The sequence below is a fragment of the Limimaricola soesokkakensis genome, assembly GCF_900172345.1.
Lineage (GTDB): Bacteria > Pseudomonadota > Alphaproteobacteria > Rhodobacterales > Rhodobacteraceae > Limimaricola > Limimaricola soesokkakensis.
In genome coordinates this window covers 1-13,000 of the sequence record NZ_FWFY01000013.1, presented here as the reverse complement: position 1 = coordinate 13,000, position 13,000 = coordinate 1, and the positions used below count along the sequence as shown (strand labels likewise).

At 65.6% G+C, this 13,000-nt stretch carries 10 protein-coding genes and 1 pseudogene; 8 read left to right on the top strand and 3 right to left on the bottom strand.

Annotated elements, in window-relative coordinates:
* Window positions 1-222 precede the first annotated feature (222 nt).
* Together LOS8367_RS16375 and LOS8367_RS16370 are read right to left on the bottom strand one after the other, a co-directional pair.
* Window positions 223-1,235 (bottom strand): annotated as a pseudogene (locus LOS8367_RS16375) (IS110 family transposase).
* A 214-nt stretch (window positions 1,236-1,449) separates the two neighbouring features.
* A complete protein-coding gene (locus tag LOS8367_RS16370; RefSeq protein WP_085897622.1) occupies window positions 1,450-1,800 on the bottom strand; it encodes a MarR family EPS-associated transcriptional regulator in 351 nt (116 codons plus the stop codon).
* Window positions 1,801-2,198: 398 nt separating this feature from the next.
* Here LOS8367_RS16370 and LOS8367_RS16365 point away from each other — a divergent pair, with 398 nt between their 5' ends.
* Window positions 2,199-4,358, top strand: a complete 2,160-nt coding sequence (locus LOS8367_RS16365) for a GumC family protein (protein WP_085897621.1) — start codon at window positions 2,199-2,201, stop codon at window positions 4,356-4,358.
* Between the two features lie 680 nt (window positions 4,359-5,038).
* Here the strand turns inward: LOS8367_RS16365 and LOS8367_RS16360 are convergent.
* Window positions 5,039-6,409 (bottom strand): polysaccharide biosynthesis/export family protein, encoded by a 1,371-nt coding sequence (locus LOS8367_RS16360; protein WP_207569286.1) that lies wholly within the window; start codon window positions 6,407-6,409, stop codon window positions 5,039-5,041.
* Between the two features lie 311 nt (window positions 6,410-6,720).
* On the opposite strand from LOS8367_RS16360, the gene nusG reads away from it, so the two are divergent.
* The 7 genes from nusG to LOS8367_RS16325 all read left to right on the top strand — a co-directional run bounded on the left by nusG (window position 6,721) and on the right by LOS8367_RS16325 (window position 12,902).
* The gene (nusG, locus tag LOS8367_RS16355; protein WP_165761505.1) at window positions 6,721-7,242 is read left to right on the top strand and encodes a transcription termination/antitermination protein NusG; all 522 of its coding nucleotides are present in this window, start codon (window positions 6,721-6,723) and stop codon (window positions 7,240-7,242) included.
* Between the two features lie 410 nt (window positions 7,243-7,652).
* Window positions 7,653-8,438: a hypothetical protein gene (locus LOS8367_RS16350; RefSeq protein ID WP_133056353.1), complete on the top strand. Its 786-nt coding sequence runs from the start codon at window positions 7,653-7,655 to the stop codon at window positions 8,436-8,438.
* 14 nt (window positions 8,439-8,452) lie between these two features.
* On the top strand, window positions 8,453-8,929 hold the full coding sequence (locus tag LOS8367_RS16345; RefSeq protein WP_085897618.1) for a hypothetical protein: 477 nt from the start codon (window positions 8,453-8,455) through the stop codon (window positions 8,927-8,929).
* 928 nt (window positions 8,930-9,857) lie between these two features.
* Window positions 9,858-10,526 carry a sugar transferase gene (locus LOS8367_RS16340; RefSeq protein ID WP_242665626.1) on the top strand — a complete coding sequence of 223 codons (669 nt, stop codon included), beginning with the start codon at window positions 9,858-9,860 and terminating at the stop codon, window positions 10,524-10,526.
* A gap of 416 nt (window positions 10,527-10,942) precedes the next feature.
* On the top strand, window positions 10,943-11,896 hold the full coding sequence (locus tag LOS8367_RS16335; protein ID WP_085897617.1) for a flagellin N-terminal helical domain-containing protein: 954 nt from the start codon (window positions 10,943-10,945) through the stop codon (window positions 11,894-11,896).
* A gap of 171 nt (window positions 11,897-12,067) precedes the next feature.
* Window positions 12,068-12,472 carry a flagellar biosynthesis regulator FlaF gene (gene flaF / locus LOS8367_RS16330; protein ID WP_085897616.1) on the top strand — a complete coding sequence of 135 codons (405 nt, stop codon included), beginning with the start codon at window positions 12,068-12,070 and terminating at the stop codon, window positions 12,470-12,472.
* Between the two features lies 1 nt (window position 12,473).
* Complete coding sequence (locus LOS8367_RS16325; protein ID WP_085897615.1) at window positions 12,474-12,902, top strand: flagellar biosynthesis repressor FlbT; 429 nt, start codon at window positions 12,474-12,476, stop codon at window positions 12,900-12,902.
* Window positions 12,903-13,000 lie beyond the last annotated feature (98 nt).

The window sequence follows — 13,000 nt, the reverse complement described above, 5'->3', positions numbered from 1 at the left end:
GGTAGGAAACGGAACTGAGACGACGGTTGAGAAAGCTCTCATGCGTGGGTTGGCTACCGCATGACCGTGGTTTCGCGCTAGGACTGTGTCGGTTTAAATGGCGAGCGTTAATTGGGTCGGCTCATAACAGGGCACGAGGGTTCCCCGCTGCGTTCCGCCTCCAACCTTACGCATCAGCATGATCGGAGCGTCTTTGTCTTCTACGCCTTGAGTGCTGGCCTATCAGGCCAGGGTGGCCGTTACCGCTCTGTCGATGGCCCAGATGAAGCCGACCATCTTGCAAGCGATGGCCGTAGTGACGACCACCTTTGCCTTTCCGGCAACGAGCTGATGTCGATAGCGTTGGTACATCCGCAATTGCCCCTTCCTGGCAATGTCCCGGACAGCTTTGGGGAGTCCCTCGATCCTTTCGTGAATCTTGCGGCTGACACGCGCTTGCATTCGGTAGCTCCCTGCGCCTTCGATCAAGGCGCGTCGATCGAGGCCACTGCTCGATTTGGTAATTCTGCCTCGGGGCGCATGCTGGCGCCGCTGGAATGCTTGAAGGTTGTGAGCCCGAGATATACCATCAGCTGCCGGGGATTGTCGAACCGTCGGAAGTCGCCGACCTCGGCCGCCACCGTCACGACAACAATGGATGCCACGCCAGGCATGGTCTGAACAGCTTCGACCACGGGCGCCAAGTCCCAACTCGGCAGTAGGTCGGCGATCTGCCCGGTCAGCCTCACGACACAAGCCTCGGCATCGCCCACAGTATCGACATGGTCCTGAAATAGGATCTGCTGTGCAGGATGCTGGAAGCGCACCATCGTCAGCCACCGCCGATAGACAACCGTCCAGCCATTCTTGCCCGGATAGATGCGTCCATGATGGAGCAGGAAGCCATGCGAGCACCCGTATCGCCTTATGCGTCACGTCAGGCACCCAAACCGCCGTCAGCTCGCTCGCCTTGTGCAGCTACGCAAGCATCGCTGCATCCCGCCGATCGGCCTTCACGCGGTCGCCTCCTTTAACTGGTATGAACGAGGGCGAGACCACGATGCACTCATGCCCCAGCTCCACAAGCTGGCGGTGCAGACCGTATTCGCAAGGTCCGGCCTCATAGCAAAAATGTAGCTGGGATTCCTTCACGCCCAGCTTCTCCACCAGCTTTCGGGCGTGGTCGGGTCGGTGCGGGATTGTCCCCAGTGGCGCACCTCGCCACCGCGCTCTTCCTTCGTATTCGCAACGGAGATCGTCGCCTTGTGGAGTCCAGCCCGATGAACATGCTATCCTACATATGGTCTCTCCCCCATTTTTAAGGCTCGGCACCAGGCCAAACTGGCGCAACCCTCGAACGGAGAATGCCGGGAGAGGCCATTGCCCCAGTCAGCTCCAAGCGCGATCATAGGGTCTAAAGGGGGTAATACTCTATAAGACAAATATTCGAAAAACCACCGATAACGCCAATCATCGGTCACCCGCGGGCCCGTCCTGCGCCGCCTCGTCCATCTCCCGCTGCAGCGTCCGGATCTCGGCCTGCAGCGCCTCGTACTCGGCCAGCTTGCGCTTCAGGAACCCCGAGGCCAGCCGCGCCTTCTCCTCGATCCCGCCCGGCGTCAGCAGGTAGGCATAGGCCAGCTTGTTCTGCGACACCCGGAAATTGCCGGCCTTCACCTGGCCCTTCTCGACCAGGGCCCGCAGCACGTAGTTGACCCGGCCCAGGCTCAGGCCGAGCTCGGCCGCGATCTCGCGCTGGGACAGGGTGGGATCGGCCTCGAGAAGCCGCAGCAGGCGAAACCGCAGATCGTCCTGGCTCATCGCGCGCCCATGGCTGCCGCACCGGGACTCGCGGGCGAGCTCGGGGGCAGACGGAGGTCGATGCAGTCCGCGTTCATCGCTGAACGCTTATCTACCCCAAGCTGAATGCACAACATCGATCTGACCCGGGACGTCGGGGCAGGGGACAGGGCGCCTCCCACCGGCGGCCCTCCGCCTGCGGCGAGGCCTCGGGATCCGGCGCGCGCGCCTCTCGCGGGTGCCTGTGGCCCGGTTCGGGGCATTTTTCGGCACAAAAGCGCTTCGTGATGCGCGTCAGGCTTGTGGCGTAGCCCTCGATCGCTAAAAGGGGCCGGATCGTGGCAGGCGCCGGTGAACCGGCCGATATCGGGTGCGAGACGATCGCCCGGCCAGGGCACAACCGGGTGAGAGGCACAAGCATGACGGGACAGGCACGCGAGCGGGAGCGGCCACGGCTGGCGGCGGTGACGGCCGCACCGGCGCAAGGCAGCGCCACGGCTGATGACGAGATCGACCTTCTCGCCCTGCTGCGCACCATCTGGCGCGGCAAGTGGCTGATCCTGCTTTGCGCGCTGCTCACGCTTGGCGCCGGAATCTACTACGCGACCCAGGTCGCCACGCCCCGCTACACCGCCTCGACCGCCGTCGCCCTGCAGGTGAAGAACCCGCAGGTGCTCGATCTCGAGAGCGTCATGTCGGGGGTCTCGACCGACGACACCAGCATGAACACCGAGGTCGAGGTGATCCGGTCGCGCGGGCTGCTGGAGCAGCTGGTGAGCGAGCTGGACCTGCTGCAGGATCCCGAGTTCAACGCGACGCTCCGGCCCGCGGATGAATTCTCGCTCCGCGGCCTCTTGGCGCCCGTTCTGGGCGATACCCCAGAGGCACTTGCCGTGGTGGCGGAGGAAACCGTCCTCAACAACACCGTCGATGCGCTTCGTGGCGCCCTCGGCGCCTCGGTGCAGCGCGACACCTTCATCCTCAATGTCCGCGCCACGACCGGCGATCCCCGCAAGTCGGCCCTGATCGCCAACACCCTGGCGGAGCTCTACATCGAGGATCAGATCGCGGTGAAATTCCGGGGCACGGAAGAGGCCGTGACATGGTTGTCCGAGCGGGTGACGGCGCTCGAGGACGAGCTGCGCGAGAAGGAAGATCAGATCGCCACGCTGCGCTCGGAGTCCGAGCTCGTGAGCCCGGAGGCGCTGGAAGGCCTGAACCGGCAGGCCAAGGATGTCCGCGACCGCCTGGCGGCGCTGCAGGGACAGGTGGCGCGCGACCGGGAGGAGATCTCGGCACTGGAGGCGGCGCTCGAGACCGGGGACGTGGCGGAGGCGGTGCGCTTGGCAGGCGATGCCACCCTGCGCCAGCTGGCGCAACGCGTCACGACCGGCGAGGGCCAGGCCATGGAGCTGTTCGAGCGCCGCGCCGAGACGGTGCTCGCGCGACGGGCCGGCGAAGTCGACCGCTCCGCGGCGCAGGCCGCCTCGCTGGAAAGCTCCCTCACGCGTCTCCAGGCGCAGGCCGAGGCGCAGGCCGAGGAGCTGGGCCAGCTGCAGCAGCTCGAACGAGAGGCCCAGGCCACCAGGACGCTTTACGAAACCTTTCTCGCACGCCTCAAGGAGGCGGCGGTGCAGCGCGGGCTGCAGCAGGCCGATGCGCGGATCCTGTCGGAGGCCACCCCGGGCGAAATGGTGGCGCCACGCAAGGCCCGGATCGCCGCGCTGGCATTGATCCTGGGGCTGATGATCGGCACCGGCCTGGTGCTGCTGCGCGAGGCGATGCGCTCCGGCTTCCGCAGCCCCGAGGAGCTCGAATCCCACACCGGCCGGGCGGTGCTGGGGCAGATACCGCGCATGCCGATCCGCAAGCGCGCGCAGCTCGTGGGCTACCTCAACGACAAGCCGACCTCGGCCGCGGCGGAGGCGATCCGCAACCTGCGCACCTCCGTGCTGCTGTCGAACCTGGACGCGGCGCCGAAAGTCATCCTGGTGTCCTCCTCGGTGCCGGGCGAGGGCAAGACGACCCAGGCGATCGGCCTGGCGCACAACCTGGCGGGCCTCGGCAAGAAGGTGCTGCTGATCGAGGGCGACATCCGCCGGCGCACCTTCAACGAGTATTTCAGGGGCAAGTCGGATGCCGGCCTGATCGCGGTGCTGTCCGAGGAGGTGCCGCTCGAACAGGCGGTGCTGCGATCCGAGGAGTTTCCGGTCGACGTGCTGATGGGGCAGAAGTCGAGCGTGAACGCGGCGGACCTGTTCTCCTCCGACGCGTTCACGACATTCATGACGCGGGTGCGCGAGACGTATGACTACATCGTCATCGACACGCCCCCGGTCCTGGTGGTGCCGGATGCGCGCGTCATGGCGGCGGTGGCGGACGCGATCGTCTACGCGGTGGAGTGGGACGCGACCCCGCGGTCCCAGGTGACCGAGGGGCTGAAGCTCTTCGCCTCGGTGGGCACGCCGGTCACGGGCCTGTCGCTGTCGCAGATCGATCCGACGAAGATGCGGCGCTACGGTTATGGCGGCCAGTACGGGGCCTACGCGCGATACGGCCGGAAATACTACGACGCCTGAAACCAGGCGGAGCGAGGACGGCCGGAAGGGCGCCCCTAGGGGCGCCCTTTCCCGTTTCCCGAAGGCCAGCTTGCCGCGCTCGCCGGTCAAGCCCCGGGGGAGCCCCTTGGTGTATGGACTGCGCGGTACGCCTGCGCTTTCATGACCCTCACATCCTGCCGCAAGGCAGGGCAGGCCTGCCGTCGGTCCAGGCTTCAAGTTCTCGCCGGCCCATCATCGACCCGGCCATGCAGGCCGACCACCCCCGGGACCTTCTCCTCCCGGACAGCTTGACCTCCGCTGGATTTCCCGCGAGAAAATGCAACTGTAGAGTGTTTGCGCGGTGCGAGGGGACATGATGGCCATCCGGGTGTTTCGGTGCGATGAGTGCGGGCATCGGCTGCGGCTGAACGCACGGAAATGTGGCGCTTGTTTCGCGTCGACGCCCTCCCGGAACCGGCTTGGTGTTCCGACGCTGGCGGTGCTGGCGCTGATGGGTGGAGCGCTGGCCTGGCTGGCCCTGTGAGTGGAGCCCACTCCCCTTGCGCAAGCCGCATACGGGCAGGACGACCCCGGCCGCGACAATGCCTGTGCGCTCGCAGGGGCCTCGTCCGCGACCAGGCGCTCCCAGGGGTTTCCCCGCCACCGCCCGCCGGAAAAAATCCGGCAGGCTGAGCCCGGTTCCCCAGGGCGGTAGGGCTTCAGTTGGTCACGCCGGCGGCGGCGGTGTTGATCAAGGTCGGCAAGGCCTGTTGCAGGGCCCTGTTCCACTTGGTGATGGGCTGGGCCTCGATGAAGAGAATGTCGTCGGGGCGCATCTGGAATTTCGTGGCGAGCACCAGGGCGGCGGCGTTGCCGGCATCGAGATGCCAGGCGATGACGGCATCTTCCCCGGTCGCCGTCCGCGCCGGGCGCAGCACGTAGATCTCGGTGGGATCGCCGGTGGTGGTCTCGATGCCGCCATTGGCAAAGAGCACGTCGGCGAGCGAGGCCTGACGGTTGTAGGGCAGCGCAAAGCGGTTCTGGTTGACCACTTCGCCGGCCAGGTAGACGTAATCCCGAGGCTCGGCGTCCAGTTCTTCGCGGCTGGCGAAGTTTTCGCGCGCCTCGGCCAGCGCCGCGCGACGCAGGCCGATCTCGGCCTGCAGTTCGTTCAGGGCCTGCAACCGGGCGGAGCTTCTGAGCTGGGTCTCGTCGAGCTGCTGCTCGTAGAACTGCAGCGCCCGGTCGAGGTCGTAATTGGTGTCCACATAGATGGAGTCGCCGGCTTGCAGCACGGTGTTCTGCAGCTCGGGACGTGCGAAGAACGACTCGACGGGGATCTGGTAGAGGGTGCCGTCACGGTAGAGGCGGATCGAGGCGTAGTCCTGATCGCGCAGCGTGACGCCGCCGGCCGCCGTCAGCGCCTCGCCGAGGTCGAGGGTGTTGAGGGTGATCGGCACGAGCCGGGCCTGGGCCACGGCGCCGCCGACGGCGACGCGCTTGGAATTGAACTCGGCCACTTCGAGCGAGAAGGCCGGGTCGATGCCCTGGCGAACGATCGCGTCGAAGACGGCGGCCTCGGCTTCCTCGAGGGTGAGGCCCGCGATCTGGATCTGCCCGATGTCGGGGATCGCGATCGCGCCGTCATCTCGCACGGTATAGCCTTGGCGCTGCGACTGGGCGGCCAGGAGCCCGGAGAGTTGCTCGACCGTGGAGCCGGCCGCGGTCTTGGTGGCCAGCAGCACCACGTCGCCGATGCCGATCTCGTAGGGTTGCGGCTCGACGGCGGGTGGCACGCGCAGCTCGAGCGGCTGGGGCGTGAGGGTGGGCACCTGCGGCGACGGCGGCAGGGCGCCGAGGCCACGCGGACTGCCGCCACCCGCGGTCTGGAAGAAGATCGCCGGCAGACTTCGGGGCGTATAGGGCGTGCTGTTGGCCCGCGGCAGCGTCTGGGAGGTGAGCGCAATCACCTCGACGGGCAGGCCCTCGACCTGCTCCTGAACGGAGGCGCTGTTGTAGCTCACGCCGCAGCCGCCCAGTGTCAGGGCGGTTCCGAGCAAGAGCGCGCGCAGGGCGGTCCTGGTGATCATGGGTCTTTTTCCCCTGCCTGTGCCCGCATTTCGCGGTGCGATACTGCTCTCCGGATGACATGCGGGCTGGCGCCATCGCCGGTCGTGGCACCCATCGGCCATGTCGGCGGCCCGAGCCTGCCTTCCGCGGCCGATCTGGCCCGGCTCTTGGTAGACCGGCGGCCACCGAAAACCCATAGGGGTCCGGCGCGCGAGGCGGGCGCTGTGGTGGGAGTGTCACGATCGGGGGTTGCATGCAGGGCCCCGTGGTCTAGGAGGCCGGGCGCGAACTGGATGGGACGGGCGGGGTTGTACCCTGGCAGGACCTCATGATGCCGGAGGATGCGATGGAGCGACGCTGGTACGTGGCGCAGCTCAAGCCGAACGGCCTGCAGCTGGCACGACGGAACCTGGAACGGCAGGGGCTGGAGGTATTCTGCCCGCTGCAGCGGGTGGAGCGGCGACGGGGGCACCGGGTGAGCTCCGTGCTGGTGCCGTTTTTCCCGGGCTATTTCTTCGTGGCGCTGGCGCCGGCGGGGGGCGAGATGCGCGCGGCAAGCCATACTCGTGGCGTGGCGCGGCTGGTGGCGTTGGGGCCGGAAGGCCCGAAGCCGGTCCCCGCGGCGCTGATCGCGGCGCTGCGGGCCAGCTGCTCGCCCGACGGCATCCTGCAGCCGCCTGGGCTCGAGACCTACGAGGTGGGCGAAGCGGTGCGGGTGACGGCAGGGCCGCTCGCGGGACATGTCAGCCGCATCGTGGCACTGGCACCAGAGGACCGGATCTGGATGCTTCTCGACCTGATGGGACGCGAGACGCGGGTGGCGGTGAAGCGTTCGGACGTGAAACGGCTCTGAGGCGGATCCGGCGGCGGGCCCGTGGTATCGACATTCAGTCGGGAGGGCCCGTCCGGCGCAGCCGAAGGATTGGGCAGGGCTCCCGTACTCCAGACTGTGCGGGGCGCTCGGCCGAACGGGAGGGGGATGTTGCCCTGGCGGTGACAGCCGCAACCCCTGACCATTGCCGCAAATCTGCAACGCTCGCATACATTGAAAGATCTATCGGGTGCAGGGCTTACGCCGGGTCGGCAAGGCTTTTACAGAAAGCAAAGGCGGGCCTCTTGGGGGGCTTTGTTCGGTATTATGCGCTGCCAAAAAGGAATTTCAGGGTGAAATTGCGGATTTCAACAAGTGTGATGGGCCTGTGCGTGGGCTTGGCGAGTGGGGCGGCAACGGCCCAGGACAACCCGTCCCTGGGCACGGCCGAAGTGACCACAGAGCTGCAGGTCCGTGGCACCAACCCGGCGCTGGAGATCGAAGCGGCGCCACGGGACATGTCTGTCAGCGGTGACGAGTTCGTCACGTCGCTGCAGGCGATGACGAAGCTGCTGCTACCGCCGAGAAGCCCGGTCCTTTTGGGGATTGGTTCGGGTGTGGTAGCGCCGCATGGCACGGTGTTCGCCTCAGTTTCAGGCACGACCAACCGTGACGACGCTGCCGGCGCCTCCGACGACCTCAACCTCGACGGCTCCGTGGCCTTCGGCTTTGGCTTGGGCGACGCGACCGAGACAGTGGGCATGCAAGTGACCACTGCGATCACGGGGCTCGAGCCCTTCGGGGATTCCGGCAGCCTGAGCCTGAAGTTCAGCCGCGCCTTGGCGCCGACCACCTTTGCCGGCCTGTCCTTCGGAAACGTCGCCGGTTGGGGGGTCGAGGAGGACGAAGACGTGAAGACGACCCTCGCCGTCACCCATTTCGGTGACATCTGGGCGCAGGACACCTATTTCCCCTTCATGCTGACCGCAGGCTACGGCACCAACGTGACCGAGGGCGGCACCGAGGAAGGCGCCATCCTGGGCGCGGGCGTGGGCCTCAACGAGTATCTCGGCCTCAGCGTCTCGACCAACACCGAATTCGTGAATCTCGGTGTCGGCTTCCGGTCTCCGGAGCTCGAGGGGTGGAACCTGTCGCTGACCGCGGTGGACGCCTTCGACCAGGAAGACCGCCAGGCGCTGCAGATCGCCGTGTCCTATGCCGTCCCCAACGCATTCTGAGAAGGTGTGATCCAATGACCCGTATTTCCTTGAAAACGAAGATCGGCGCCGCGGCGCTGGGTCTGTCGCTCGTGCTTGCGCCCGTCACGTCCTTCGCCGGGGGTGACGACGTCAGCGGCCAGGATCCGAGCACCACGGGTGCCGGTGGGGCCGACACCGCAGGTGCGTCGGCGGCACAGACCGCCGCTGCGGTGTCGGTGGTGACCTCGCTGGGCGGTTCGGTCAGCACCCCGGCTGCCGCGCAAGCGATGTCGGCCCTGCAGTCCGCTTTGGCCTCCAACCCCCCGGGCAGCCCGGCAGTGGCGCAGGCACTGGCTCTGGCCATCCCGAGCCTGATTTCGCCAACCGCAGCTGCGAACCCGCCCGCGATGAGCCCGTCCCAAGCGGCCGCGGCGCGCACGGCGGTACGAGCCATGGTGCGGGCGCTGCGAAGGAACGGCGTAGGGGTGCCGACCGAGTTGGCTACGTTGAGCAATTCGCTCGGCGCCTGAGCCGCGACAGGCACTGCCTCGGCGCGGTCCTGTTACCGCGCTGGATTTCGACCCCGGGTACGCCCGGGGTCTTTTTCTTGGCCCATAAAAGCGCCGCCAGGCACGTCCGAGGCCGCCCCGACGCGCCGCAGCGGTGGCAAACACAGCTTCACAGCAGCTGGGCCGTCGCCGATTGCCGCAGTCGAGGCTGAAGTCCGAGCACTGCCCGCGCGAACGCCTATTTCTGAAGAATTCTTGCCAGGTTCGTCCCGCTGTCATTTTCCGGCGCAACTTAGCCATGGCGCCAACCAGACAGAGCATGGAATTGGCCCAGCCCGGGGGCTCGCGCGTGAGCGTGAAGTCCGGACGGGCCGGGCCGAGTTGATGCCACTCAGGCCATATCGGGCGCGAGCCCGGCCGAGCCCCACTATGCTCGCCGGCGAATGTGGCGCCATTATGTCTCAAGAGATGCGCCATTCCGATCGCGCATTGGCTGTGGCTTCGAAGTGGGCTTGGTGGAGGGCTCAACAAGTCGCCCCGCATCGAAGCCCTAGTCGGGTCCGCCCCACACCCTCTTGGTGCATTATCGTACTGCCGCTTCACGCCTCCCGAGTGGCGGATTTCCGCCTTACCCTTCGTTAACGCACGGAATAGGCACGCATTGTTCCCCAAAAGTACAGGTGCAAAGGCATATTTATATATACGAAAGTATAGTAATCCTATAGGTTGATTGACACAGGAATAGAATCAACTCTGAAAAACATATATTTTTCAAAAACCTAGAGATCTGACCTTGGCATTACGGCAAGGTTGTGGAGAAACTACATCGGTCAAGTGGCAATTTCCCTTCTTCCGGCTCTCAACTTGTAATGGTACATCCCTAGGAAGAAAACGTTGCGTCACAGTGAGTACGAGTGAACCGCTAGGCGGGGTACGAGGGGATCATCCAATGTTCGACATGAGTGGAAACTTCGCTTTGGGCGAAGAGTTTTCGGCTGCCGAAAGCTCCTGGCACCCCCGGCACGCCCTGTGCAGCCATGGCCGCCCGGGCAAGCGCCTTTTCGATCTTTGCATGTGCCTGCTGCTGCTACCGCTGATGATGGTGGTGATGGGGGCATTGCTGCTTCTGAATCCTTTCTTCAACAAGGGCCCGCTCTTCTTCGTGCAAAAGCGGATGGGCAAGGACATGCAGCCCTTTCCAGCGTTCAAGTTCCGCACCATGACCGCGGCGCCGCGGATCGCACGGGGCGCGTTCGATGCGCTCGAGTCCAACCGGATCACACCCTTGGGCGCGGTGCTTCGCAAGACGCGTCTCGATGAGATCCCGCAGATCCTGAATGTGCTGCGCGGTGAGATGAGCCTCATCGGTCCGCGCCCCGACTTCTATGATCACGCGGTAATCTATGCGAGCCAGGTACGTGGATATCGCGAGCGTCACACGATCGTGCCAGGGATCAGCGGGCTGGCACAGGTGCGGGTGGGCTATGTCGACGGACTTGCTGGTGTGCGCCGCAAGGTGGCGGCAGACCTGCTCTATGCCGAGCGCGCCAGTTGGAAGCTCGATCTGTGGGTGACCTGGCAAACGATCCGCACGGTGGTGGCACGTCAGGGTTCGTAAGGCTGCGGCTTTAATCGAAATGCCCTCAAGACGTTTCGCGGTGGAGTTCCAAGAGACATTCCGAGGCCGGTCCCCCGAGGGGCCGGCCTTTGACGTTCCGGCATGGGTCGGAGAGGTCGGCGCTGCGGGTCGGAGCCTTTCCGCGTCTTCCACGATGTGGCGGAGTTCTGAAGCCGGACGCAGGACGGACGCGCCAAGATCCGGTCCGGTCCATCATGGCCCGAGGCCGTCAAAAGGGGTGGCGCAACCCGACCTCGGCGACAATCGTAGCGCGAATGACGCACTATCAAGCGCACGCATGGATAAAACCTCAGACGGCCACAATTGCGCCTCAATTCATGGGCTTATCCAGACCTACCACGGCGGATGCCGACTTCGTCAGAAAGACGATAGAACCCTAAGAAGTTAGAGTAATCATGTCATCGATCCTCACCAACAACTCCGCGACGTCTGCTCTCTCGACCCTGCGGAACATCAACTCGAACTTGAACAACACCCAGGACCGTATCTCGTCCGGCCTTAAGGTGTCCTCGGGCAAGGACAACGCCGCCTACTTCGCGATTTCCGAGACGATGAAGGGCGACAGCGGCATGACCAAGGCCGTGAACGAGAGCTTGACCCTGACCAAGAACTCGGTCGCGACCGCGCGCCTCGGCGCCGAGCAGTTCGCCGATCTGGCGACGGAATTCCGCGACAAGGTTGCCTTCGCCCAGGAGAACAAGGGCGGCCTTGATGAGATCGAATCCGACCTGAAGCGTCTCGTGGCCGACATGACCGCGATCATGTCGCAGTCCACCTTCAACGGCGATGATATTGTCAACGCTGGCGGTAAGCGGGCAGACGGTACTGCTGCAGCAGCAGCGACCATTTCGGCCACGACTGGTGTGATTGCGCCAGCCGCGGGCGTCACCGGAAGCGCCGCCGCCGCCCCGCGCGAAGTGATCACTGGCGTCAGCCGCGATAGCGCTGGCGCCCTGCAAACCACAAAGATCACAGTGTCGCCGGTCGATTTGAACGCACAGCGTGAGAAGTTCGCCCTTATCGCAAGCGCTTTTTCGGCAAACGCAGGAAATGCGACCACCGGTGAAGCCTTTCTCTCCGGGGTACTGAATGAGGCGGACGCTGCGACCAAGGCGACGGTCGACGCGGCCACTTCGCTGGGTCAGTCCGAGAAGTCGATCGAGCGTCAGCAGGAGTTCCTGACCAAGCTCTCCGACAACCTCGACTCGGGCGTCGGCGCGATGGTCGATGCGAACATGGAAGAAGAAGCGGCCCGTCTGCAGGCACTGCAGGTCCAGCAGCAGCTGGCCTCGCAGTCGCTCTCGATCGCCAACCAGGCGCCGCAGAACATCCTGAGCCTGTTCCGCTAAGGCACTTCGCGGCCCGCCCTCCGGGGCGGGCCGCATTCCTGCTGGGGCGGCGTTTAATTCCCTCTGGCAGTTTTCGACCGGCTGGCGCGCCTGCGCGATCCTCGGGTTGTGTCCGCGTCCGCCTCCACCGTCCCCGCCAGAAGCGCGGGGCCCTGAGCAAGAGCAGAACGCATGAGCATCGCCGCCTACAAGGCCACCATCCGCGAAAGCGAAACCCCCCGCCAGATCGAGCGCCGCGTGCTGAGCCGCGTCACCGGCCAGCTCGCCACCCGCGCCTCTGCCTTCGACCGGGCCGAGAGCGCCCGCGAGCGCAGCGCGCTCCTGTCCGATGGGCTGCGCGACGATCTGGTGACCAATCAGAAATTCTGGTCCGAGCTGCAGTTCGACCTGGCCCAGCCCGGCAACGCGCTGCCGGCCGAGCTGCGCGCCGGGCTGATCTCCTTGGCGATCTTCGTCGACCGCCAGACCAGCGCCGTGATCGGCGGCAATGCCGGCGTCGGCGCGCTGGTCGAGATCAACCGCTCGATCGTGGCGGGCCTTGGCGGCCAAGCCCCGGCTCCGGCGGGAGTGGCCTGACATGGCGCTCAAGCTCACCCTCAAGCCCGATGAGCGGATCGTCGTCAACGGCTGCATGATGCGCAACTCGTCGCGCCGCGTCGTGCTCACCATCGAAAGCCATGCCGACGTGGTGCGCGGGCATGAGCTCTTGGACGAGGACGCGCCGGTGACGCCGGTCACCCGGGTCTACTACCTCGTGCAGAACGCGTTGATCCACTCCAAGCTGCGCGACGACCTGGTGCCGATCATCCAGCGGGAGATGGCGAACCTCGCCACCACCTTCGGCCATCCGAGCCTCGGCCATATCTTCGAGGCGGCCAACTACGTCAGCGTCGGCGACTATTACAAGGCGATGCGCGCCCTGCGCCCGGTCCTCGAGCACGAGGCGAAGCTGTTCGACCATATCTCGTCGGGTGCGCAGGCCTCCGCGTCCATGGCCGCCGAATGATCTCGCTTTCGGGCCTCAACGCCCGGATGGGCCTGCAGCTGGTGGACGCCACGCGCGACCGCCAGCTCGAGATGATCCGCAGCAGCGCCGAGCACAGC